Origin of the sequence: Salinibaculum salinum (assembly GCF_037645885.1) — an archaeon.
In the GTDB taxonomy this organism is placed as follows: Archaea; Halobacteriota; Halobacteria; order Halobacteriales; family Haloarculaceae; genus Salinibaculum; species Salinibaculum salinum.
This window is the reverse complement of the sequence record NZ_JBBENW010000015.1, coordinates 85,703-106,331: the sequence shown is the minus strand read 5'-3', so window position 1 is coordinate 106,331 and position 20,629 is coordinate 85,703. Positions and strand designations below refer to the sequence as shown.

Annotated in this window: 25 protein-coding genes and 1 tRNA gene; 17 read left to right on the top strand and 9 right to left on the bottom strand. The window is 64.4% G+C overall.

Annotated features, from left to right (window positions below; genetic code table 11):
* Positions 1-85: 85 nt before the first annotated feature.
* The 3 genes from WDJ60_RS13490 to WDJ60_RS13480 form a co-directional block, all read right to left on the bottom strand.
* Positions 86-1,627 (bottom strand): bacterio-opsin activator domain-containing protein, encoded by a 1,542-nt coding sequence (locus WDJ60_RS13490; protein WP_340101082.1) that lies wholly within the window; start codon positions 1,625-1,627, stop codon positions 86-88.
* Positions 1,628-1,666: 39 nt separating this feature from the next.
* Positions 1,667-2,689 (bottom strand): sensor histidine kinase, encoded by a 1,023-nt coding sequence (locus WDJ60_RS13485; RefSeq protein ID WP_340101081.1) that lies wholly within the window; start codon positions 2,687-2,689, stop codon positions 1,667-1,669.
* A 136-nt stretch (positions 2,690-2,825) separates the two neighbouring features.
* Positions 2,826-4,445 carry an ATP-binding protein gene (locus WDJ60_RS13480; protein WP_340101079.1) on the bottom strand — a complete coding sequence of 540 codons (1,620 nt, stop codon included), beginning with the start codon at positions 4,443-4,445 and terminating at the stop codon, positions 2,826-2,828.
* 181 nt (positions 4,446-4,626) lie between these two features.
* Here WDJ60_RS13480 and WDJ60_RS13475 point away from each other — a divergent pair, with 181 nt between their 5' ends.
* On the top strand, positions 4,627-5,052 hold the full coding sequence (locus WDJ60_RS13475; RefSeq protein ID WP_340101078.1) for an ArsR/SmtB family transcription factor: 426 nt from the start codon (positions 4,627-4,629) through the stop codon (positions 5,050-5,052).
* 25 nt (positions 5,053-5,077) lie between these two features.
* On the opposite strand, the gene WDJ60_RS13470 is transcribed toward WDJ60_RS13475, so the two are convergent.
* Entirely contained in the window at positions 5,078-5,659 is a 582-nt protein-coding gene (locus WDJ60_RS13470) for a response regulator (RefSeq protein ID WP_340101076.1), read from the bottom strand.
* Positions 5,660-5,766: 107 nt separating this feature from the next.
* Between WDJ60_RS13470 and WDJ60_RS13465 the strand changes: the two genes are divergently transcribed.
* Both WDJ60_RS13465 and WDJ60_RS13460 read left to right on the top strand, forming a co-directional pair.
* Positions 5,767-6,600 carry a VOC family protein gene (locus tag WDJ60_RS13465; RefSeq protein WP_340101074.1) on the top strand — a complete coding sequence of 278 codons (834 nt, stop codon included), beginning with the start codon at positions 5,767-5,769 and terminating at the stop codon, positions 6,598-6,600.
* Between the two features lie 85 nt (positions 6,601-6,685).
* Positions 6,686-7,132 (top strand): hypothetical protein, encoded by a 447-nt coding sequence (locus tag WDJ60_RS13460; protein WP_340101072.1) that lies wholly within the window; start codon positions 6,686-6,688, stop codon positions 7,130-7,132.
* On the opposite strand, the gene WDJ60_RS13455 is transcribed toward WDJ60_RS13460, so the two are convergent.
* Positions 7,129-7,764 (bottom strand): alpha/beta hydrolase, encoded by a 636-nt coding sequence (locus tag WDJ60_RS13455; RefSeq protein ID WP_340101070.1) that lies wholly within the window; start codon positions 7,762-7,764, stop codon positions 7,129-7,131. The genes WDJ60_RS13460 and WDJ60_RS13455 overlap by 4 nt on opposite strands.
* Before the next feature lie 49 nt (positions 7,765-7,813).
* On the bottom strand, positions 7,814-8,230 hold the full coding sequence (locus WDJ60_RS13450; protein ID WP_340101068.1) for a DoxX family protein: 417 nt from the start codon (positions 8,228-8,230) through the stop codon (positions 7,814-7,816).
* A 249-nt stretch (positions 8,231-8,479) separates the two neighbouring features.
* On the opposite strand from WDJ60_RS13450, the gene WDJ60_RS13445 reads away from it, so the two are divergent.
* Entirely contained in the window at positions 8,480-8,839 is a 360-nt protein-coding gene (locus WDJ60_RS13445; protein ID WP_340101066.1) for a winged helix-turn-helix transcriptional regulator, read from the top strand.
* Here WDJ60_RS13445 and WDJ60_RS13440 read toward each other — a convergent pair whose 3' ends face one another.
* Together WDJ60_RS13440 and WDJ60_RS13435 are read right to left on the bottom strand one after the other, a co-directional pair.
* The gene (locus WDJ60_RS13440) at positions 8,840-9,682 is read right to left on the bottom strand and encodes a beta-keto acid cleavage family enzyme (RefSeq protein WP_340101064.1); all 843 of its coding nucleotides are present in this window, start codon (positions 9,680-9,682) and stop codon (positions 8,840-8,842) included.
* Positions 9,679-9,894 (bottom strand): hypothetical protein, encoded by a 216-nt coding sequence (locus WDJ60_RS13435; protein ID WP_340101062.1) that lies wholly within the window; start codon positions 9,892-9,894, stop codon positions 9,679-9,681. The genes WDJ60_RS13440 and WDJ60_RS13435 overlap by 4 nt, the downstream gene beginning before the upstream one ends.
* A 111-nt stretch (positions 9,895-10,005) precedes the next feature.
* Here WDJ60_RS13435 and WDJ60_RS13430 point away from each other — a divergent pair, with 111 nt between their 5' ends.
* The 11 genes from WDJ60_RS13430 to WDJ60_RS13380 all read left to right on the top strand — a co-directional run bounded on the left by WDJ60_RS13430 (position 10,006) and on the right by WDJ60_RS13380 (position 17,110).
* On the top strand, positions 10,006-10,959 hold the full coding sequence (locus WDJ60_RS13430) for a ring-cleaving dioxygenase (protein ID WP_340101060.1): 954 nt from the start codon (positions 10,006-10,008) through the stop codon (positions 10,957-10,959).
* Positions 10,960-10,962: 3 nt separating this feature from the next.
* Positions 10,963-12,228, top strand: coding sequence for an iron-containing alcohol dehydrogenase family protein (locus tag WDJ60_RS13425; RefSeq protein ID WP_340101059.1), 1,266 nt, complete (start codon positions 10,963-10,965; stop codon positions 12,226-12,228).
* A gap of 76 nt (positions 12,229-12,304) precedes the next feature.
* Positions 12,305-12,457: a hypothetical protein gene (locus tag WDJ60_RS13420; RefSeq protein ID WP_340101058.1), complete on the top strand. Its 153-nt coding sequence runs from the start codon at positions 12,305-12,307 to the stop codon at positions 12,455-12,457.
* The gene (corA, locus tag WDJ60_RS13415) at positions 12,454-13,431 is read left to right on the top strand and encodes a magnesium/cobalt transporter CorA (RefSeq protein ID WP_340101057.1); all 978 of its coding nucleotides are present in this window, start codon (positions 12,454-12,456) and stop codon (positions 13,429-13,431) included. The genes WDJ60_RS13420 and corA overlap by 4 nt, the downstream gene beginning before the upstream one ends.
* Positions 13,422-13,979, top strand: coding sequence for a hypothetical protein (locus WDJ60_RS13410; RefSeq protein ID WP_417750459.1), 558 nt, complete (start codon positions 13,422-13,424; stop codon positions 13,977-13,979). The genes corA and WDJ60_RS13410 overlap by 10 nt, the downstream gene beginning before the upstream one ends.
* Positions 13,980-14,039: 60 nt before the next feature.
* Positions 14,040-14,870, top strand: a complete 831-nt coding sequence (locus WDJ60_RS13405; protein WP_340101055.1) for a ZIP family metal transporter — start codon at positions 14,040-14,042, stop codon at positions 14,868-14,870.
* A gap of 63 nt (positions 14,871-14,933) precedes the next feature.
* On the top strand, positions 14,934-15,101 hold the full coding sequence (locus WDJ60_RS13400) for a DUF5786 family protein (protein WP_340101054.1): 168 nt from the start codon (positions 14,934-14,936) through the stop codon (positions 15,099-15,101).
* Positions 15,102-15,686: 585 nt separating this feature from the next.
* The gene (locus WDJ60_RS13395; RefSeq protein ID WP_340101052.1) at positions 15,687-15,815 is read left to right on the top strand and encodes a hypothetical protein; all 129 of its coding nucleotides are present in this window, start codon (positions 15,687-15,689) and stop codon (positions 15,813-15,815) included.
* A gap of 33 nt (positions 15,816-15,848) precedes the next feature.
* The gene (locus WDJ60_RS13390; RefSeq protein ID WP_340101051.1) at positions 15,849-16,523 is read left to right on the top strand and encodes a DUF7119 family protein; all 675 of its coding nucleotides are present in this window, start codon (positions 15,849-15,851) and stop codon (positions 16,521-16,523) included.
* Positions 16,524-16,557: 34 nt separating this feature from the next.
* Positions 16,558-16,662, top strand: a tRNA-Lys gene (locus tag WDJ60_RS13385).
* A gap of 247 nt (positions 16,663-16,909) precedes the next feature.
* Positions 16,910-17,110, top strand: coding sequence for a DUF8123 family protein (locus tag WDJ60_RS13380; protein ID WP_340101050.1), 201 nt, complete (start codon positions 16,910-16,912; stop codon positions 17,108-17,110).
* A gap of 102 nt (positions 17,111-17,212) precedes the next feature.
* On the opposite strand, the gene WDJ60_RS13375 is transcribed toward WDJ60_RS13380, so the two are convergent.
* Positions 17,213-18,061, bottom strand: coding sequence for a hypothetical protein (locus WDJ60_RS13375; protein WP_340101048.1), 849 nt, complete (start codon positions 18,059-18,061; stop codon positions 17,213-17,215).
* Between the two features lie 117 nt (positions 18,062-18,178).
* Here WDJ60_RS13375 and WDJ60_RS13370 point away from each other — a divergent pair, with 117 nt between their 5' ends.
* Positions 18,179-19,453 (top strand): DUF7405 family protein, encoded by a 1,275-nt coding sequence (locus WDJ60_RS13370; protein ID WP_340101047.1) that lies wholly within the window; start codon positions 18,179-18,181, stop codon positions 19,451-19,453.
* Positions 19,454-19,535: 82 nt separating this feature from the next.
* A complete protein-coding gene (locus tag WDJ60_RS13365) occupies positions 19,536-20,606 on the top strand; it encodes a DUF7350 domain-containing protein (protein ID WP_340101046.1) in 1,071 nt (356 codons plus the stop codon).
* Positions 20,607-20,629 lie beyond the last annotated feature (23 nt).

Genomic DNA, 20,629 nt, shown 5'->3' with positions numbered 1-20,629 from the left:
CCTATGCGCTGGTGTCGTTTGACCGCGTCGGTTTCCAGCGCGTCGTCAGGGTGCTGTCGACTGTTCCTCCCGCGTTGGACCGGGACTACTCAGCATCATTTTCGGCGTCGAGAAACGACCCGAGCAGCTTCCGCTGGCCGGCACGGAGGTGGTGGAGCAGTGTCGGTCCGGTGATGTCGAGTGCCTCGGCGACCTCCGCCGCGCTGCTTCCGCGGGGGGATTCGAAGTAGTCGGCAAAAAACGCCGTTCGGAGCGCGTTCTCCTGGCGGTCGGTCAGTCGCTCGCTCACCTCGCTCCTGAACTCCCTGGCGGTCGTGACCTCGCGGTCGCGTTCTCGCTTGGCGACGACCGACGCGTCGTGGGCCCGCGTGACCGCTTCGGCGATTCGCCGGACGTCCTCCTCGGGTGGGAGTTCGACGACGACCTCGCCCTCGCTGTCCTCGAACTGGGCGGACTCGATGGTCACGCCGAGCGACGCCAGTCGACCCAGCAGCGTCTCCTCGCCGAGCGACACCTCGATGGTGCCAGCGTCGTCGTGGTCGGTGATGACTCGCGCCCGGCCGACGCTATCGTACCCGGCCCACGACTCTGCAACCGCCTCCGGGTCACCACCTCGAACGGCGAGATAGCACCGCAACTCCTCGGCCTGGGGGACGAAGCCGTCGACAGACAGCGTCGCGTCGTGTTCGGTCGGAACCGCGACGAGCGGTTCGTCTGGGCCCGTCACCTGCAGTGTTAGCTCGACGACGGTGTCCGAGCGGAGCAGATTCCTGTTTCGAGTCGCGTTCACGGCGAAGCCGGCCATCTCTCCCAGCGTCCCGAAACTCTCCCGCTCGCGCGCTGAGAAGGCGTTCTGGTCGGCGGTGTAGACGCCGACGACGCCGTAGACGCTCGACCCGTATGTCAGCGGAATCGCGAGCAGCGACTGGAGCCCGTCGGCGAAGGCCGCACGGCGAACCGACTCGGGAACCGATTTGTCCTCGCCGAGCGGCTGGACGATTTCTGGCTCCCCGGTTTCGATTGCGCGCCGCTCGGGGACGCCGGCTTCCTCCTCGAGACACGCCTCGATCCGGTCGAGCGTTCGCCCGGTCTCGCCGGCACCGGCGCGCACGACGATGTCATCGGTGCCGAGGTCCCGTTCGCCCACCCACGCGAACTCGTAGATGTCGGTCTCCCCCAGCCGGTCGCAGATGGTCGCCGCTATCTCCTCGCGGGTCGACGCCTCGACGAGTTCGGCCAGCACGTCCGCGATGAGACGGTTGATAATCGTCAGCCTGTTCAGGTTCTCGTCGAGTTCGTCGAGCCGTCGCTCGGTCCGGTGTTCGTCCGTCACGTCGCGCAGGTACAGCGAGACGGATTCGGAAAGTGGGACGACCGTCACAGCGAGCCACCGGTCGAGCGCCGGGTAGTACTCCTCGGTGGCGTATTCGGTCTCCGGCGTGGTGTCGAACGCTCTCGGGACGCTCGCCTCGACTGAGTCGGGGAACACCGTCTCGATGGGGTCGCCGACGGCTGCCGATTCGGAGATGTCGAGTAGGTCAGCGGCGACATCGTTGACGGCGCGCACAGTCCCGGTGGGTTCGACGTCGACTATCCCGACCGGTGCGCGCTCGAAGCGTTCCTCCATGAGTGAGCATCGTGATTGTGCACAATAATCCTCTGGTCGTTACGACTCCTCGACCGGGTCGACACCGTGTATTTCGACTCTGGTGCCGCCGTCGGCGGCTGTCGTGACGGTGCTCTCCCAGCCGTGGAGGTCGGCAATCCGTGCGACGATCGCTAGTCCGAGCCCGGTCCCGTGGTCGTCGGCACTGTATCCCGGCTCGAAGACGCGTTTCTGCTCCGATTCCGGAATCCCGACGCCGTCGTCGGCAACGGAGAAACCGACCGTCGATTCTTCGTCGAGTCGGCCAACCCTGACAGTCAGACCGGATGCGCTCTGCGTGTCCGCTGCGCCGTGTTCGATAGCGTTCCTGAAGAGGTTCTCGAAGAGACGGCCGACGCGGTCCGGGTCCGCGACGGTGGCCGGGAGCGGTTCCTCGACGGAGAGCGTCGCCTCGTGGGTTTCGACGGTCTCCCACGCCCGTTCGGCGACGGCTCCAAGGTCGATTGTCTCGTCCGGCTCGACGACATCTTCGCCTCTGGCGAGCGTCAGTACGTCCTCGATGATGCGCTCCATGCGCTCGTGTGCCTGCTCGACGTGGTCGAAGTGCTCGTCGTCGCCGAGTTCGCGCCCGGCCCGGAGACGGGTTTTGGCGACATCGAGCGGGTTGCGCAGGTCGTGGCTGACGACGCTGGCGACGTGGTCGACGCCGAGCGTTCCGTCGGTCTCGCTGTTTCCGTCGGTGTCGGTGAACAGAAGTACCCCATCGTCGCCACCCTCGGGCGGTACCGGCTGGACGAGATACTGCCGGCTGCCCGTGCCGTCCCCAGACTCGCTCACGGTGACCGAAACGTTGTCTCCGTGAGCGAGTGCGCGAGCGATGTCGTCGCCGCTGTCGGTCGTGATATTCAGCGACTCGAAGACAGCCGAGACAGTCGTTCCCGCGCGTACCGCGTCGAACTCCCGCTCGAACGCCGCATCTGTCCCCCGAACGACTGGGCTCCCGTCGGTGATGGCGTACCGACAGACTGGGCCCGGATAGCGCTCGACCGGAACCGACCACTGTTCCGAACGGTCGTCGACCATCGGACGTTACGACCCCCTCGACTGGTGGTCCCGGACCAACGACCCCTGTCTCGTGTCCCAGCTGCCCTGTGAACGCGCCATATCTCACGTATCGGCACGAACCGTCTTAGTGGTCGACTCTAGCTATACAGACGCGTCACGCTGCCCTGTCCGGGACGGTTATCCGAACGGTCGTCCCGTCGGTGGTATCGAAGGCGAGTTCGCCGTTGAGTTTGGTGACGCTCCACTTGAGCTGCCACAGCCCGAGACCGGTGCCGTGCTGGAGCGGCGTCTCGGTCTCGGCGTCGAGTGAGGCGAGCTCCGAGTCGGGGATTCCGGGGCCGTCGTCCGCGACGGCGATTTCGTAGCCGTCGTCGACTGCTTTGATCGTTACTGTCACGGACGTGTCGGCGTGTTCGACCGCGTTCTCGATTGCACTCTCGAGTGCCGAGCGCAGAGCTTCCCAGTCGGTGACCAGCGACGCGCTGTCAGGGCCGTCGACGGTGACGTCGCCGCTGGTTTCAGCCAGTTCCCGGGCGACGCTGGCGAGGTCCGCTTCGCTCGTTCGTCCGGGTCGCGAAACGAGCTGGTCTATCGACCGGGCCTTCGAACTGAGCGTCGCCAGCCCGTCGGCGGAGCTGTGTATCGCGTCGGCGTACTCGCTGTCTGTCTCCGTCGCAACGGCCTCGGCGTTGCTCTTGATGACGTCGACCCTGTTCCGGAGGTTGTGTCTGAGTACGCGATTGAGCACCTCCAGGCGCTGTTTGCGCAACTCCCGCTCGGTCACGTCGCGGAGACTGACGAGCGAGCCCAGCCGACGGTCGTGCTGGTCGGTAAACGCCGACACCTGCGGGTCGAACTTCCGGGTCCCGACGGTGGTCTCCAGTTCGACTGTCTCCGTTGCCTGTAACTCCGCGACGCTCCGTCCGACCAACGACGAGAACGAATTACCGAGCGGGTCAGCCGGCGACACGTCGAGTGTCTCGGTCGCCGTCTCGTTTATCTTGATGACCCTGTCGTCCTGGTCGACGACGAAGACGAGGTCGTCAGTCTCGCGCGGAATGGCTCGTTCCCCGAGCGCACCGGCGGCGGGTGTCGATTCGAACATCTCGTATCTGAACACTGCCAACGTAAGCGCGACTGTCGGGACGACGAAGGAAAGTGCGTACATCCCAAAGACGACCGGCTCTCCCGCCTGGCCAGCCAGTGTACTGATGGAGTTCATCATAATGAGTGGCCCGATCCCCGCGAGCGTCAGGCTCACGCCTTGCACGAGCGAGAGGTGTCCGTACTTGTAGGTCGTTCGCAAGAGCAGGTAGCTCCCGACAGTGACGAGTGCGAACGTATAGAGGAGCGCGAGCGTCCCGAAAATCTGGGTTACGACGTTCCCCTCGATGACACCTATCGACTGGAATCCGAGCAGCAGATAGATGCCGAGGACCGGTACCGAGAGAGCTGCGACTGTCCGCCAGCGAAACTCGGTGTACCGGCCGGTGTACTGGAGCGCGAAGACGAGCCACGGGACCATCGCGATCGCCCACGCGAGCAGTCCGATATCTGCCCACAGCGGGGCGACACTATCGGGTACCTCTGTCCCCTGTCTGATGATGACTGCTCCACCGGCAACTCCCCCAACACCGAACAGCACGGCAACTGCTGCGAACGGACCCGTCCCGGGTTCGTTCCACCGGCGATAACAGTAGACACCGAGCGAACAGAGCGCGACCCCGGCCAGCAGCGTCACGCCGACCAACCCGTCCCCGAGAGTGACCGCCATACGTCTATATCCTGACCACTCCCGAATAAACGCTCCCCACTTCCGTCTCCCCTTGTGGTCCGATCAGTTGCCGGACGCGCTCCCCGGCTATCCACTCTGTCTTTATTACTAGATACTACTGAGTTCCGGGTCAGCATAGCTAGCACCGGGACCCAGTAGGGAGTGGATCATTCGACAGCGTATGGCAACGCACCAGCCCTCCACGACTGGTCCACCCGACTCGCCCGCCGAACCGTACACTCGGAGTCGCTCTCCCACAGGCGCTGTGCCCACCGTGCCAGCCGAGGAGCTACTCGAACTCCTCGGCGACGAGTACACGCGGAGTGTACTTGAGGCAATCACAGACCAGCCGCAAACTGGGCGGGAAATCATCGATGCGACCGACGTGTCCAAGCCAACTGTCTACAGACGACTCGACCGACTCGAAGACGCGGGTCTCGTCGAGACGACGCAACGGCTCGACCCGGACGGCCACCACTGTAAACAGTTCCGCGCCGTCATCGACGGCCTCGACGTCGAATTTGGACGGGATGGCGTCTGCGTCTCCGTCCAGACCGACGCGCAATCTGAGAGCCACAGAGCCAGAGGGTTCGTCGCGAACGATTGAGCGTCTCGTCGCTGGGCCACGTGGTCTATCGACCTTCGCGGCTGACCGTCTCGAACGTCTCGAACAGGTCCGCCGCGTCGTCGAGCAACCGTCGCGCGCGTTGTTCCAGGCGTCGCGCACGCGCCTTTGCCGCCTGATACTCATCGTGTTGTTCGCGCTCGTCGACCGGCAGTTCGGCCTCGATGACGCGACACGTCGCTTCGAGGCTGAAGTACTCCCCGAGCGTCTCGTACCCCAGCGTCGTACACTGCTGGTCGACCGCCGTTCGAACGTCCTCGCGCTCGACGGGTTTGCAGAGGTAGTCATCGAACGGCATGTCTAACACGTCGAAGCCGGGGTCGATGGCAGTCACCATGATGACTCGCCCGTCGAACTCGCGTTCGTCGAGTTCGGCCAGAACCTCGTCGCCGGACAGCCCGGGCATGTGTCTGTCGAGGAGGACCACGTCGATGTCCCGCTCGGCAACGGCCGACAGTGCGGCGTTTCCGTCGTACACCGTCTCGACGGTACAGCGGCCGCGGAGTCGGAGGGCGTACGCGTCGGCGACCTCTTTCTCGTCGTCGACGACGAGTGCCGTCGGTAGTGGTTCGTCTGTCTGCTCTCCCATACAGTCTCCTGAACTATCACACTGGAGTGGCAAAATACGATTGGTGTCGCCCGACGATGTCGGAACCCGACATTCAAGACTAAATCACTCTGCGACCAATCACTGACATGCCTGTCACTTCGCTCCCCCTTGAGACGACCGTCGGTCGCGTCGCCCTCCGCGTTGCCGACCTCGATCGCGTCGCAGCGTTCTATCGCTCAGTTGTCGGTCTCGATACGATCCGCGATGCCGGGGATAGCGTCGTGCTCGGTGCCGGCGAGCGCTCACTGCTCGTCCTCGAACGGACGCCCGAGATGCCAGCGCGAACCCGCGACGAGGCGGGCCTGTTTCACACGGCCTTTCGCGTCCCCGACCGGGCGGCGCTGGCCGACGCGCTCGATCGAATCGAGGCCGACTGGCAACTGACCGGCGCGTCGGACCACCGCGTCAGCGAGGCGCTGTATCTCGACGACCCCGAGGGCAACGGCGTCGAAATCTACTGTGACCGCCCCGAGTCGGAGTGGCCCACCACTGACGGCCGCGTCCAGATGGATACGCTCCCGCTCGATACGGAATCACTCCGCACAGAGGCGTCTGGGGACGACGGCGTTCCGGCAGCGACCGATGTCGGACACGTCCACCTGGAGGTTTCGTCGCTGTCCGCCGCCCGCGAATTCTACGTCGAGACGCTGGGGCTCGGCGTCCGCCAGGAGTTCCGCGGCGCGCTGTTCGTCGCGGCCGGCACCTACCACCATCATGTCGGGTTGAATCGCTGGAAGGAGCGGTCGGCACCCGCGTCCGGACGGGGCCTCGCGTGGTTCGAACTGCGTGTGCCCGGCCGGGAAGCACTCACCGGCGTCCGCGACCGCCTTCGCGAGGGCGGTGTCGATATCTCCGAGACCGACGACGGTATCGCAGTCAGTGACAGTGACGGTATCGGGGTTCGCATCTCGTGGGCGTGAGCGCGGTCCGGCCGCTCGCGGCGTCGGGACGGCCTTGCACAGAGTATATTACTCTTCTCGTTGCAGTGTCAGGTAGGGCTCGAGCATGTTTCCGAAGGGGCGGGGCACGCGCATCGTGGTGTTCGTCAGTGGCTACCTCTTCCTTTCAGTCCCGCCGTACCTGGCGCTCAACTGGGCCGTGGTCGTCGACGTGCTCCGTCGGTCGTTCCCGCCGAGTCCGCTCGCGACGGGTGTCGTCGCGGTGGCAGCAGCCGTCATCCTCGCAGCGCTCGTCCGTGCCTCTGAAGGGGTCGACCGCTACGCGCAGTTTCTCCTTGCTCCGACCGACTGGCTCTCAATACTCATCGGGCTGGCGTTTATTCTCGCGGGGGCGTCCTGGTGGGCCGTCCCGGAGATAATTCTGGAGTGGTTCGGCCGCATCGACCTGAACGTGCTGTACTTTCTGGTCTTTCTCGCGCACGTCCCGATGTTGCTCTTCCTGTCGCTGATGACAGCAATTGGCTTCGCCCAGCAAGAGGCGGAGAACCGCTAGAAAAGCGCGTCGACCATGCCGTCGACGTACCGTATCTCGTCTTCGTTGATGCCGTGGCCCATCCCTTCGTAGATACGCTCTTCCACGTCGGCGTTCAACTGTTCGAACGTCTCGGCGGTGACGCGGACGCGCTCGACGGGAATGTGGGGGTCAACGTCGCTACACCCGACGAAGTACGGGGTCTCTTTCAGGTCGCCCTCGTAGTCGTCGGGGTCGACAGTCTGGCCGATGAGGCCGCCGGAGAAGGCGACGGCACCGCCGTAGCGCCGGGGATTGCGCGCGACGTACTCGCTGGCGAGACAGGCCCCCTGTGAGAAGCCGAGGACAAGCACGTTTTCCGTGGGAATATCGGCGTCCGTGGCCGTCGTCACTGCGTCGTCGACAGCTTGCAGCCCCGAGGAGCGACCCGGTTCGTTCTTCTCGACGGGTTCGAGAAACGAGTGGGGGTACCAGGTGTTGTTGGCGGCCTGCGGAGCCAGTATGGCGAGGCCGGGCTCGTGGAGCCGACCAACCGTGTTGACGATGCTCTGTGCCGTCGCGCCACGGCCGTGGACGGCGACGAGTACGGCATCGGCGTCGTCGAGGTCTGTGCCGCCGGTCACGAGCGGTTGGTCCTGATGGGGTCCGGTCATGCTGGTGTAGTGTGTTCGAGGGGGGCCATTCCAATGAGTGTGTGGGGAGTCACAGTCCGACGGCGACGGTGTAGGCCCAGGCTTCCCCGCTGATTGCGAGGACGAACAGTGCTCCACCCGCCAGCTCGACGTTCTTCAGGAAGTGAATCATCTCGTCCTGGGCCTGTTCTTCGGGAACAGCCCAGAAGTCGTGGAAAATTACGGCCGAGGCAAGCAGGAAGACGGCGACTGTACCTGCCGCGAGCGTGGGGAACACGCCCAGCACGATAGCCAGCCCGCCAGCGACGAGCAACACGCCCGATGCGACGACGCCGAACTTCGGGGCCGGCAACCCCTTGGCCGCCGCGTAGCCGGTCATCGCACCGACGTTCTGGAAGTGATTCAGCCCCTGAAACGCCAGGATGCCGCCAAAGAGGATACGTCCGACCAGCAGCACGATGCCAGCCAGTCCCGCGTCGAGTGCCATCAGTTCCGTACCTCCGTGACCGTCGAACTGTTGGCTATCGATACCGTCTGCGGTTGCGTCACGATGTGGATCATTACAGTTCTCTATCTGTGCCCGCCATACATATACTTAATCTGACACCAATGTAACCGGGTGGCCGTTGTGTCCGCGGGTAACACCGGTGTCACCGTGGCATTCCGACATCTGGTTACAGCATGTTACCTGGTTCGAATACGAATCTTAATCAGTGCCGACGGTGACTAGCGTACAATGGCAGCAGAAAGTACGCAGGAAGAACGCGACGTGTTCGAGGACGACGGGCCGTGTGCCGTCGTCGACTCGATGGAGCAGATCGGTTCGCAGTGGCGGCTCATCGTCCTCCACGAACTGCAGTCGGGCGAACAGCGGTTCAACGAGCTCAAGGAGTCGACGGACGCGAGTTCGCGAACGCTCTCGCGCGTACTCGACGACCTGCAGGAACTGGACTTCGTCGACCGCCGCATGGAGGCCGACGCCCCCGTCGCCACCTACTACTCGCTGACGCCGAAGGGACGGTCGCTCTGTCCGGTCTTCGACGCTATCGAATCGTGGGCCGACGAGTGGGTCGATGTCGGGTCCAGAGACGAGTAATCACAGCGAGAGTTGTTTTCGGGCCTGTTCAGGCGTCGCGACCGGCCGTCCAAGCACGTCGGCGAGGTCGACGACTCGCTCGACCAGTTGTGCGCTGCTCTCGGCGAGTTGCCCGCGCCGGAAATAGATATTATCCTCTAACCCGACGCGGACGTTCCCGCCGAAGAGCAGTCCCATCGCAGCGAAGGGCAACTGGTGGCGACCGAAGCCCAGCGTGTTGAACTGCGCTCCGTCGGGTAGATTGTCGATAGCGTTCAGGAAGTTCTGTGGTCGAGGTCGCGTCAGCCCACCCGGGCCGAAGATGAGCGTCGCGTAGACGGGCTCGGCCAGCTCCCGGCGGTCAAGCAGGCCGTGTACTTCGTTGATGTGGCCGTCGTTGAACACCTCCAGTTCGGGTTTGATACCCCGGTCGACCATCTCGGCGTGGAGCGAGTCGACGAGGCCGCGCGTGTTCTCGCTGGTGAGGTGATCGTAGCGGTTCAGTGGTCCCATGTCGAGCGACGCCATCTCCGGCGGCGGGTCGGTCCGCAGCGGTGCGTGGCGCAACTCGTCGGGTGCGCCGGTCCCGCCCGTCGAGTGCTGGATGATGATATCGTCGGTATACCGGCGGACGGCGTCGTCGATTTGTTGAAAGCGCTCCGTCGAGAACGCCCGCTCGCCGTTGGGGCGGCGCGCGTGGAGGTGGACGACGGCCGCACCTGCTTTCTCGACCTCGGCCGCCGCCTGCCCGATTTCGTCGGGCGTTTCGGGAATCGCCGGGTTTGCCTCTTTCCCCTGGATGCCGCCGGTCACCGCAGCCGTGACGACGACCGGCTGCTCGGCGAGATACTGGTCGTAGCTCACGCGTCTCCCCCTGTGTTGCCGTTCTCACCGCTGTCGCTCGCGTGCTCGCGGTAGATCTCACAGTCCGTCCTGTGGTCGAGGTCGTACCGGTCGTTGCAGATGTCCGCGCGCATCGGCTGGACGAACTCCTCGACAACGGTACAGAACGCCCGCTCGGTGTCGAAGGTGTGGTCGTCGTTCTCCGTGCGATACGTCAGGTGCGGGCAGGTCATATCCCCGATTGGGCGTGTCCCGAGTTAACCATTCGGTGGAGTGACACCGGCGTCACCCGGTGGCGGGGGTGTTGGCAAACAGTCACCTGTCGGCGTGTCCTATACCGCAGTATGTCACCGGAAACAGCAGGTATCCACCACGTGACCGCAATCGTCGGCGACCCGGACGAGAACGCCGCGTTCTACGTCGGCACGCTCGGCCTCCGGATGGTCAAACGCACCGTCAACCACGACGATTCCGGGACCTACCACTTCTACTTCGGCGACGGCGAGGGTACACCGGGGACGAACATCACCTTCTTCCCGTGGACCGACAGCGGCCGCCCCGGCGAGTTCGGCGCGGGACAGACCGAAACGACCGCCTATCTGATTCCGGAAGAATCCGTCACGTACTGGGCAGATCGTCTCGACTCGGAAGGCGTCGACTACGAGCGCACCGAGCGATTCGACGAGACGGTCCTCCGCTTTGCGGACCCTCACGGTATCGAACTCGAATTGGTTGCGGCCGACGCAGCGAGCGACGCCGTCCCGTGGCCTGACAGTCCGGTGCCCGAACAGCACCAGCTACGAGGATTCTCCGGTGTCACGCTAGCTGTCGCCGACTACGGACCGACCGAAGACGTGCTGACGGACGTGCTCGGCTTCGAGTTTGCCGCCGAGGGCGATGGTCGCCGACGCTATCGGAGCGGTCCGGGCGGTCCCGGTTCGGTCGTCGACCTCGTCGAAACCGACCGCGGGCGCGGGCGGATGGGCGTGGGGACGGTCCACCACGTCGCTTTCGAGGTCGCTGACGTCGACGAACTGGAGGAGTGGCGTGAAGCGTACGCCGCGGCCGCGCTCGAACCGACCGACGTCGTCGACCGGAAATACTTCCGGTCGATTTACACCCGCGAACCAGGCGGCGTCCTCTTCGAGATGGCGACGCTCGAACCCGGATTCACCGTCGACGAGGACCTCGACGAACTCGGGTCGAGCCTGGTGCTCCCCGAGCGCCTCGAACCACAGCGCGAGCAAATCGAGGCGCAACTCCCCGAGTTCGACGGTTCGCCGGTCGGCGGTGACTGAGCGATGACCGGAGACGACACCGATATCACTGCGCCGTCCCGCGTGACCGACCCGTTCCGGTTCGAGTACGACGCGCCCACGCTCCGGTGTGGCCGCGACAGCGCCCGCGAACTCGACGACGAACTCGCTGCGAACGGGTTCGAGCGCGCGCTCGTCGTCTGTGGGCAGACTGTCGGTACCACGTCCGCGGTTATCGACCCCGTTCGCGAGGGGTTGGGTGACCGACTCGCCGGCGTCTTCGCCGAGACGACGCCCGAAAAGCGGCTGGCGACTGCTGCCGGCGCCGCGGACCGACTCCGCGAACTGGACGCCGACTGCATCGTCGCACTCGGCGGCGGGAGCAGTCTGGACGTGGCCAAACAGGTCAGCGTTCTCGCCGCTCGCGTGGCGGCAGCCGACGCCAACAATTCGCCGGCCGACGCCTACGCCGCCGCGGGGAGCGAGTTCGCCGAGACTGGCACCCTCTCGGTTCCCGACGAGGAACTGGTCCCAATCGTCGCCGTCCCGACGACGCTGGCTGGCGCGGACGTTTCCCAGGTCGCGGGGATGACCGCCACGCCCGAGAACGGTCTCGTCCCGGAGCCAGCGAGCGGTGGCATCTCCGACCCCGGACTGATGCCGGCAGCCGTCGTCGCCGACCCCGCGCTCGTCGCGACGACGCCCGACGACATCCTCGCGGCCTCGGCGATGAACGGCTTCGACAAGGGCATCGAGACGCTCTACGCCAGCACTGCGACGCCAGTGACCGACGCTACCGCGGTTCGTGGTCTCTCGCTGTTCCAGGACGGCCTGCTCGCGTTCGGAGACGGCTCACGAGCGGAGTGGGTGTACGACGCGCTCGTCCGCGGCTGTCTGCTCGTCCAGTACGGCATCTCCCGGCCCGGCGTGGGCACGCTCTCGCTGATCCACGCCTTCGGTCACGGGCTGACCCGGACCTACCCCGTCCAGCAGGGTGCAGCTCACGGGGTCGTCGCCCCGCACGCGCTCGCCTTTCTCTTCGACCGCGTCGACGGCCGCCGAGACTTACTGGCCGAAGCGTTCGACGTTGCCGACGCCGACGACACGGCTGCGGCAATCGTTGACGCCGTCGCAGACGTGCGGGACGCACTCGGTCTCCCGACGCGTCTCCGCGACGTGGACGGTCCCGGTCCCGAGGAGTTCCCGTCGGTCGCCAAACACGTCCTCGCGGATAGTTTCATGTCGAACGCGCCCGCCGGGCTGGACGCTACCGTGGCGGACATCGAGGGCGTGCTGGAAGCGGCCTGGTAGGGCAGACTAGTCCCGGGCTGATCGAGTAGTCACAGGCCCCGGTAGCGTTTTTACGGCCGCCCGTCACAGACGGGGTATGAACAGGCTGCGAGTTCTCGGTGGAGGGGCATCCCTTCTCGCGCTCGCAGGGTACGCACTCGGTATCGTCGTCGCATATCCGGGCCGGGCGTTTACGATTGCACTGTTGATGGTCGGCGTGACGCTGGTCGCGGTCGGGGGGACGGAATGATCGACGCGCTGGTCTTCGACGCCGACGTGGTCGAGCGCCACGACGATATCTCGGCCGCCCGCGACGCAACGGCGACGACGTGGGTTCGGGCGACCGAGGCGACGCCCGAAGAACTGGACCACGTCGCCGAGGCGTTCGACATCCACTCACTGGCCGTCGAGAACGTCGATGCCGACGTTCGGGCAAAGACCGAGGAGTTTCCAGACTACTCGTTTACGCTGTTGAAAGACGCCGAGCTGCGCCGCGGCGAGCAGTCCTTCGACGAGGAAGTCGACGCGGAGGCGGTCGGTATCTACATCGGACCGGACTGGCTGGTGACGCTCTCGACAGCGACCGTCCCGGCGGTCGACACTGTCTGGAACCGCGTTCTCGCCGAAGACCCACGATTCCTCCAGCGTGGCCCCGACTTCATCGCCTATCGTGTCGTCGACGCGCTCGTCGACGAGTATCTCGATATCCTCGACGACCTCGAGACGCAAATCGAACGCATCGAGGAGGACGTCGTCACCTCGACCGACATCGAGACGCTGGAACACATCAACGCCGTTCGCCGGGACTTGCTCGCCTTCCGGAAGATCGTGTGGCCGGCACGAGAGGCAGTCAACGCCCTCGCTCGCGGAGACTCGGCGTTCGTCGCCGAGGAGACCGAGAAGTACTACCGGGACGTGTACACCCACCTGGTCCAGGTGGTCGACCTCACCGAGACGTACCGTGACCTGACGAACGGGGCGCGAGATATCTACCTCAACTCCGTCTCTCAGTCGACCAACGAAGTCATGAAGACCCTGACCGTCGTCGCGACTATCTTCATCCCGCTCACGTTCGTCGTCGGCGTCTACGGCATGAACTTCGCCGACTCGCCGTACAACATGCCGGAACTGGGCTGGACGTTCGGCTATCTCGCGGTCATGCTCGGGATGGCGCTGATGGTCGCGGTCATCCTGGCGCACTTCCGCCGGAGGGGATGGCTGTGAGCGAACGCGACAGTGACCCCGACTTCCGAGACGCCATCGAGGAACTCGAAGAACTCGAGGAGTTCGTCGACAGCGCCGAGGAACGCGAGCAGGTCAGAGAAGCGATGCGCACGCTCGAACGGGCACGGCCTCGCATGTTCGGCCGGCTACGCGACGGGTTCGACAGCAGAGACGCCGGCGAGGCACTCGTCGGCAGCTTCATTTTCGGAATTCCGATGATAGTCGAAGGAGGCACGCTGGAGATTGGCGTCTATCTCGCCACGCGACCGCTGTTCGTCGGGGTGACGTTGCTGTTCGGACTGGCGCTTGTCCTCGGGATTCTCCGCTCTGTCGAGTTCGAGAAGGTCGAAGAGGACCTGCTCTTTGGCGTAATTTCGATCCGCTTGATCGGGATTCTCGCAATCTCCGGCGGGGCCGCGCTGATACTGATGACCATCTGGGGTCGAGTCGACTGGACGACACCGCGCGTGGCGGCGAGCCAAACGCTCGTCACAGCCGTCGTGATGGCCGTCGGGGCGTCACTCGGTGATATTCTGCCGGAAGCGTAACCGGCCGCGCTGGCTGTACCCGGCCATAGATTCAAACCACCGCCAGCCGACAGGTGCAGTATGGTTGCCGATACCTTCGTCGCCATTGTCGGGACGGACCCGCTGGTTCAGGGTCTGGTCGGAGGTATCTTCATCGCCGTACTGAATCTCTTCGGGGCGTCGCTGGTCCTGGTCTGGCGGAATCCCAGCGAGCGCTCGCTCGACGCCGCGCTCGGGTTTGCGGCCGGCGTGATGCTTGCGGCCAGTTTCACGAGTCTCATCCTTCCCGGTATCGAGGCGACGCCGGGGGGCAGTCCGATTCCCGTCCTCGCTGGCGTGCTCGTCGGGGCGGCGTTTCTCGACCGCGCGGACCTGCTCGTCCCGCATGCCCACTACCTGCTGACCGGCAAACGTCGCTCCGACGCTGCCGACCCGCCGGATACCCTGCCTATCTCGGAGGAACGGCTCGCGTCGCTCGTCCTGTTCGTTCTCGCGATTACGCTGCACAACATGCCGGAGGGACTCTCTGTCGGTGTCGGCTTCGGATCCGGGGACGTACCAAACGCCATCGCACTGATGCTCGCTATCGGAATTCAGAACATCCCCGAGGGACTGGCAGTCTCCGTCGCGGCCGTCAACGCCGGGCTGGACCGCCGGGCCTACGCCGCCTTCGCCGGCATCCGTGCGGGCGTCGTCGAGATTCCACTCGCCGTCTTCGGAGCCGTCGCTGTCACGCTCGCTGCCGGGATTCTACCGTACGCGATGGGGTTTGCGGCGGGCGCGATGCTTTTCGTCATCGGCGACGAAATCATCCCAGAGACGCACACGCACGGATACGAGCGCGTCGCGACGCTGGGGCTGATGGCCGGCATCGTGGTCATGCTCTATCTCGACGTTTCACTCGCTGCCTGAAACCGAGTCGCACGGTGCCAGCAAACCATGCCGTTTTCAAGGGTGGGGGGCCCATCATCACATATGGGATTTGGGAGCTACGATGAATCCGAACAGAAGGACCAGGACGCAGGCGACGTGGACGACAACGACGGCGTCTCCGTCCACGAGAACACCCACGACGGCGACATCTCCTTCGAGTCTGACGCGTCCCAGGATGAACTCCTGGACCAGCTCGACGAGATGAAATAAGCAACAGGGCAATCCGACCATCTCGGCGATTGGTCGCCCGGAGATCGCGGCGATTTTCGATATTTTACAGTATTCCCGCCAGTGACATCCCCTCACAACTGATCGGTCCGCTTCCACCCAGATGTCCTGTCGGATTGCCACCCCGAAAACAAGAATATATTGCCGCATCTATGCTCCCTATCACACTGCCTGGAATCACAACTTCCCTCCTGTGTCGGCCGCTTCTGGGCGGGTCTGAGTCGTTGTGACTGTTTGTTGACGCCGTGAGATGACTGCTCCGTGCGGTGGACTGATGTGTGTGAACGCTCGGCGAACTCGTCTGATGATACTGTTGTGTCCTGCGGTTTGAGGTGTACTCTACATTGTCGAGTCGCACGCGAGCGCCCGCACGACCTGGATCAAAGGGTCAACTCTCGCTCGAACAGCGTCAGAGATAGAAGAACCAGTTGCCGGTAGACGGGAGTCAGGGTAGTGTTTACAGGTGAAATCGTAGTTAAGTAAATGGGGGTAATACGGAGGAGCGATGGCAGACAGGTCCGCGCCGGTCGGCGGCGACTGGCGTGGCACCATCGAGGAGAACAACATATGACGACGACACCAGACCCGACGCAGGACGAAGAGGCGACGACAGACCATCTCGACGACGTTGAAGACGGGTGTGGCTGCGCAGAGGTCTGGGAGCACCTCTCCGAGCAGCGAGAGGCCGACGATTAGGGTTTTTGTCCGTTCCGCCCATACTCCAGACCGATGAGTGACGACGGGCAGGACCAGTCTCCGCCCACAGACCGTGAGTCACCGGTCGGCGCACCCGTTATCCGTGGCGACCCGACGCTCACTGGCGAGCATGCAGAACAGGCCGTGGCCTTCGACCCCGAGGACGCCGAGAGCCTCGCACTCGCTGCCGAGACGGTGGCCGCGTTCGCACAGAACACCGCTGGCGCCGACGACAACGTCATGATGTTGCGCGGCGCGGCGGCGTGTGCTGCACTGGTTCGTGGCGAAGGCTCCTACAAGGCTGCTGCCGAGCGGGCCGGTACCGACGTGACTGTCTCGTTCATTCGGAAGTGGTCACGGGTACACGACCTCCCGCAGTCGATTCGTCGTCACGTCGCGCGCGGCGACATCGCTCCGACCGCGGCCAAACACATCGCGCGCGTCTCCGGTGAGGCCCGGCTCCACCTCGCGTGGGCGGTCCTCGACCACGACCTGACGGTCCGGCAGGTCCGGTCGGTCGCCAGCGCTGTCAACGACGGCGCGGACATCGAACGCGCGCTCGCCCAGCAAGGTATCACACTCGGCGAAATCGTCGTCCAACTCCCGACTGACGTGTACTGTGAACTCCGTCGTCGGGCGTCGCTGGATGACTCACCGCCAGGTGACCTCATCGCCGACGCGCTGTCGGCGTGGTTCGACGAATCGTAACTACTTAGCCGCCGCAATCCCCTCCCTCATACGAGGGCCGGTAGCTCAGTTAGGCAGAGCGTCTGGCTTTTAACGCAGTCATCGACGTGATGGTGCGGAAGAGACCAGATGGTCGGGGGTTCAACTCCCTCCCGGCCCGTGCAACGAACCGCCGAGTGGTGCGTGGCGGAAACGAAGTGACCACCACGGTGGCGAGCGGCGAAGCCGCAAGCAACGAGGCGGTGAGTGAACCGGCAGGAAAGAGTTGAATCAGACGGCGGCGAGCGATAGCGAGCCGACGGCGTGGTTCAACTCCCGGGAGACGCGCGCGTTTCCCGTCGTTCACAGACGATCGTCTGCTGCCGAAACCACGTCATTTACAACCGGTAGCGTCCGACAGTGGGGATATGGAAACGATTCAGTTCGAGGATCCACTGGAGTCACTCGGGATGCTGACCGGCGTTCTGCTGGTCCTTATCGGCCTCGGGACGCTGGTTGGCCAGCCCTGGGCGACGGCCGACAGCACGATTGCGGTCGTGTTGCAACTCGTCGGTGTCGTGGTAACCGTCGCGCTCGGTGCCGGACTCGTCTGGCTGAGCTACGAGTAACGTTCTGCCGAACCCAATTTTCTGCGAGATTTTGTCGGCCACCGCTCGAACGCGTAGCCGCGCTGCTGGCGGACGTAACGTGTCGAAAAACGCGAACCGCGATTAGCCCTTGTTGGGGAGGTACGCTGCGGCGATGAGGATGATACTCGATAGGAGCGAGAGGATGACGATGCCCCAGAGGCCGACGATGCGGTCGCCGAACGCGTCGACGTCGGCGAGTTCACTCTGATAGGAGCTGTAGTACTGTCCGCTGGCGAGCACCTTCACGGAACTGTTGTCCGGGAAGTGAGCGAAATGTTGCTCACCGTTGAGCGTGATGTTCCCGCCCTCTTCGAGGTCGATGGTCTCGTTCTGCGGGTTGTCCCATTGCAGGGTCACCGCCGAGGAACTGACTGCTGCAACGGTCGTGTCGATGGTCTCGTTCTCTTGCTGGTAGGGGAACGTATCGCCGGTCGAGACGGTCACGGTGTCGGCCGGGTCGAGATACTCCGAGAGAAGTTGCGTAGACCCATTGGTAAAGCGGACGTACTCCTGATCGTCGTCACCGGTCACCGTTCCCTCGACGTCTGGATCGTCGGCGAGAATCGCCGAGACGTTGCGCGACTCGACGAGATCGAACGAGGTGATGTTGCTCTCGTTTGCGATGGCGACGGTGTACTCGCCGTCGTTGAAGGCGACGGTCGAGTCGTTCTCTAACTCTTCGGTCGCTATCGCCGATTCGTTGAACCAGGTCAGCTCTCCGGAGCGAGTGATACCGTCCTCACCAGACTCAGCCGATATCCCGGTGACTGTGTACGTTCGGTCGCCGACCGACAACGTATCGTCTTCGGAGTGGGTCGGTCCGTCGAGGCTGACTTCTGGCTCGCTTGCGCCGACTTCGATGAAGGCGTACGCGCCGCCAGCCAGCGCGACGAAGATGACTAAATAGACCGCTGCGGCTCGACGTTGCATAATTGGAACTCCTGGGGCGCGACCTATAATCGTTACCTTTCGGCCGAGCGATCGATCGCTCGACGTTCGACGGCCACACCACAACACCCTAACACGAGAAACTCCTAGAAGATGCCGATGAAACCGAGCCCGGACAGCGGCGTCTCCCGTCGGGCGTTTGTCAAAGCCGCCGTCGCTATCGGTGGCACTGCGGCGCTCTCTGCGTGTCTCCAGCGCGAGAGCGACGGGGAGAACCTCGACCTCCCGACCGGCGGCCCCGACGGGGTACCCGCCCGCCAGCACGCCTGGAACGACGCGCTGTCGACCGACGACCACGGCAACCACGTCCCCCCGCGCCATCACGTCTTCGCGCTGTTCGACTACGACGGCGACCCCGAGACCGACCGCGAGCACGTCGCCGAGGCGCTGACTGCACTGGAACGGGCCTACGCCTGGCAACCGGAGGGATTGCTCTTTACCGTCGGCTACTCGCCAGACTACTTCGACCAGTTCGAGGAGTCGCTCCCCGACAGCGTCGACCTGCCCGAACCGCAGGCGCTCGCACCCTTCGAGGACCCCGACGCCGACACTGCCGAGATGGCGATCCACCTCGCCAGCAACTACGGCTCGGTCGTCCTCGGGGCCGAGGAGGCGTTGCGCGGGGAAACCGACGAACTCAACGGCGTTTCAGTCACCGGGTTGCCCGAGACCGTCTCGCGGGTCGAACGCCGGACGGGATTCATCGGCGACGGGTTGCCCGCCGACCACCAGGACGTCGACGGAATTCCCGACTCCGAACCGATCTCGGAGGACGCGCCGATGTACATGGGCTTCGAATCGGGCTTCGAGAAGAGCCAGGCCAGCGAGGACCGCGTTACTATCGATGACGGCCCGTTTTCGGGTGGAACGACCCAGCAGGCGTCGGTGATTCGGCTGGACCTGACCCAGTGGTACGAGCAAAACGACCAGTACGCCCGTGAGGCCGAGATGTTCTGTCCGTTCCACGCCGAGGAGGAACTCATCGAGGGCACTGGCGCGAATCTCGGAAACAGCAATCAGATAGAGGAACACGGCTGTCCAGCCCACGCCAGCGAGGACGCGGAGGCGGGCGTCGTCGGGCACACGCAGAAGGCCGCTCGCGCTCGCGACGGTGACGGTCCTATCATTCTCCGGCGGGACTTCGACTCGACGGACGACGACCGGGCGACGGTGCATTTCATCTCGCTGCAGGAGCGCCTCTCCGATTTCGTCGCGACCCGGTCGATGATGAACGGCACCGATCTCGCCGACGAGGGAGCCGTCCGACAGCGTTCGAACAACGGCATCCTGCAGTACATGACCGTCGAACGCCGTGGGAACTACCTCGTCCCGCCGCGCGAGCATCGTGCGCTTCCCACGCCCCGGCCGGCGTGAGTTCGATATCCCGGGGTTCGAGTCGACCGTTTCGAGACCCGTACCAGAATGTGCTTAGCCGTCGCGCCACTAGGCGGGCCCAATGAGACGACGCCGATTTCTCGCAGCCGCCGGCGCGACGACCGCGCTGGCGACGGCCGGTTGTTCGGGCATTCTGGAGACGACGACACAGTCGACGGGGCGCACCCCGCCGCTGGTCGAGAACCGGCCCGATGCTGTCTACGTCCCCAGTCACGTCGAGGGCATGGAGATGGTCGGCATGACCGAGAGCGGCCGCTACCGGTTCTCGCTGTCCTACAGTTTCCCCCACCGGTTCTGGCGGACGACGAGCGACCGAACGTCGAAAGTCGACATCGCCGACAGCGACACCGTCCACCTGATGCTGACCGCCTGGGACGGCGAGACGGAGACGGTCATCCCCACGTCGTCGGCGGTGGTCTCGGCCGCGAAAGACGGGTCGTCGGTGCTCTCCGAAAAGCAACTCTGGTCGATGCTCTCCCAGAACATGGGTGTTCACTTCGGTGACAACGTCGAACTGGACGGCGACGGGACCTACGACGTGTCCGTCGACTTCGGACCCGTCGGGACCCGTCTGTCCGGGGGGCTCGCCGACCTCACGACCGATCGGCAGTCGTTTTCTATCGAGCTGTCGTTCGACCAGGCGACGCTCGAGGAGGTGTCCTACGACCTCCTCGACGACCGGAAGGGCGAACGCGACGCCGTCGACCCGATGGAGATGGGCATGCGGCCGTCCGGCCGGGTTCCCGAGCCGTCCGCGCTGCCGGGACAGCTACTTGACGATGGAACGAGCGGCGACGCCGAAATCGTCGCGACTGCGCTCGACTCCGTCCCGGCGGGTGTCGACGGCGACGGAACGTATCTCGCAGTCTCCGCGCGGACGCCGTACAACCGCTACCCGCTTCCGTTCATGTCGCTGTCGGCGACGCTCTCCCGCGACGGCGAGGCGGTCTTCGAGGGCGACCTGACCGATACGATTCACCCCGACATCGGCTACCACTACGGCACAGTCGTCGACGGCGTTCAGGCCGGTGACACCATCGATATCGCCGTCGCTGCACCACCACAGATTGCTCGACACGAGGGCTACGAGACGGCGTTCCTGTCGATGGACGCGGTGTCGATGACTGTCTAAGCTATTTTCCGTCGAGAATTTCC

Coding starts and splice junctions, on each gene's coding strand:
- WDJ60_RS13430 (WP_340101060.1), top strand. CDS start 10,006: ATGTCACCGGAAACAGCAGGTATCCACCACGTGACCGCAATCGTCGGC.
- WDJ60_RS13475 (WP_340101078.1), top strand. CDS start 4,627: ATGGCAACGCACCAGCCCTCCACGACTGGTCCACCCGACTCGCCCGCC.
- WDJ60_RS13425 (WP_340101059.1), top strand. CDS start 10,963: ATGACCGGAGACGACACCGATATCACTGCGCCGTCCCGCGTGACCGAC.
- WDJ60_RS13480 (WP_340101079.1), bottom strand. CDS start 4,445: ATGGCGGTCACTCTCGGGGACGGGTTGGTCGGCGTGACGCTGCTGGCC.
- WDJ60_RS13405 (WP_340101055.1), top strand. CDS start 14,040: ATGGTTGCCGATACCTTCGTCGCCATTGTCGGGACGGACCCGCTGGTT.
- WDJ60_RS13445 (WP_340101066.1), top strand. CDS start 8,480: ATGGCAGCAGAAAGTACGCAGGAAGAACGCGACGTGTTCGAGGACGAC.
- WDJ60_RS13460 (WP_340101072.1), top strand. CDS start 6,686: ATGTTTCCGAAGGGGCGGGGCACGCGCATCGTGGTGTTCGTCAGTGGC.
- WDJ60_RS13380 (WP_340101050.1), top strand. CDS start 16,910: ATGGAAACGATTCAGTTCGAGGATCCACTGGAGTCACTCGGGATGCTG.
- WDJ60_RS13470 (WP_340101076.1), bottom strand. CDS start 5,659: ATGGGAGAGCAGACAGACGAACCACTACCGACGGCACTCGTCGTCGAC.
- WDJ60_RS13490 (WP_340101082.1), bottom strand. CDS start 1,627: ATGGAGGAACGCTTCGAGCGCGCACCGGTCGGGATAGTCGACGTCGAA.
- WDJ60_RS13410 (WP_417750459.1), top strand. CDS start 13,422: ATGGCTGTGAGCGAACGCGACAGTGACCCCGACTTCCGAGACGCCATC.
- WDJ60_RS13455 (WP_340101070.1), bottom strand. CDS start 7,764: ATGACCGGACCCCATCAGGACCAACCGCTCGTGACCGGCGGCACAGAC.
- corA (WP_340101057.1), top strand. CDS start 12,454: ATGATCGACGCGCTGGTCTTCGACGCCGACGTGGTCGAGCGCCACGAC.
- WDJ60_RS13370 (WP_340101047.1), top strand. CDS start 18,179: ATGAAACCGAGCCCGGACAGCGGCGTCTCCCGTCGGGCGTTTGTCAAA.
- WDJ60_RS13435 (WP_340101062.1), bottom strand. CDS start 9,894: ATGACCTGCCCGCACCTGACGTATCGCACGGAGAACGACGACCACACC.
- WDJ60_RS13465 (WP_340101074.1), top strand. CDS start 5,767: ATGCCTGTCACTTCGCTCCCCCTTGAGACGACCGTCGGTCGCGTCGCC.
- WDJ60_RS13395 (WP_340101052.1), top strand. CDS start 15,687: ATGACGACGACACCAGACCCGACGCAGGACGAAGAGGCGACGACAGAC.
- WDJ60_RS13485 (WP_340101081.1), bottom strand. CDS start 2,689: ATGGTCGACGACCGTTCGGAACAGTGGTCGGTTCCGGTCGAGCGCTAT.
- WDJ60_RS13400 (WP_340101054.1), top strand. CDS start 14,934: ATGGGATTTGGGAGCTACGATGAATCCGAACAGAAGGACCAGGACGCA.
- WDJ60_RS13375 (WP_340101048.1), bottom strand. CDS start 18,061: ATGCAACGTCGAGCCGCAGCGGTCTATTTAGTCATCTTCGTCGCGCTG.
- WDJ60_RS13420 (WP_340101058.1), top strand. CDS start 12,305: ATGAACAGGCTGCGAGTTCTCGGTGGAGGGGCATCCCTTCTCGCGCTC.
- WDJ60_RS13450 (WP_340101068.1), bottom strand. CDS start 8,230: ATGGCACTCGACGCGGGACTGGCTGGCATCGTGCTGCTGGTCGGACGT.
- WDJ60_RS13365 (WP_340101046.1), top strand. CDS start 19,536: ATGAGACGACGCCGATTTCTCGCAGCCGCCGGCGCGACGACCGCGCTG.
- WDJ60_RS13390 (WP_340101051.1), top strand. CDS start 15,849: ATGAGTGACGACGGGCAGGACCAGTCTCCGCCCACAGACCGTGAGTCA.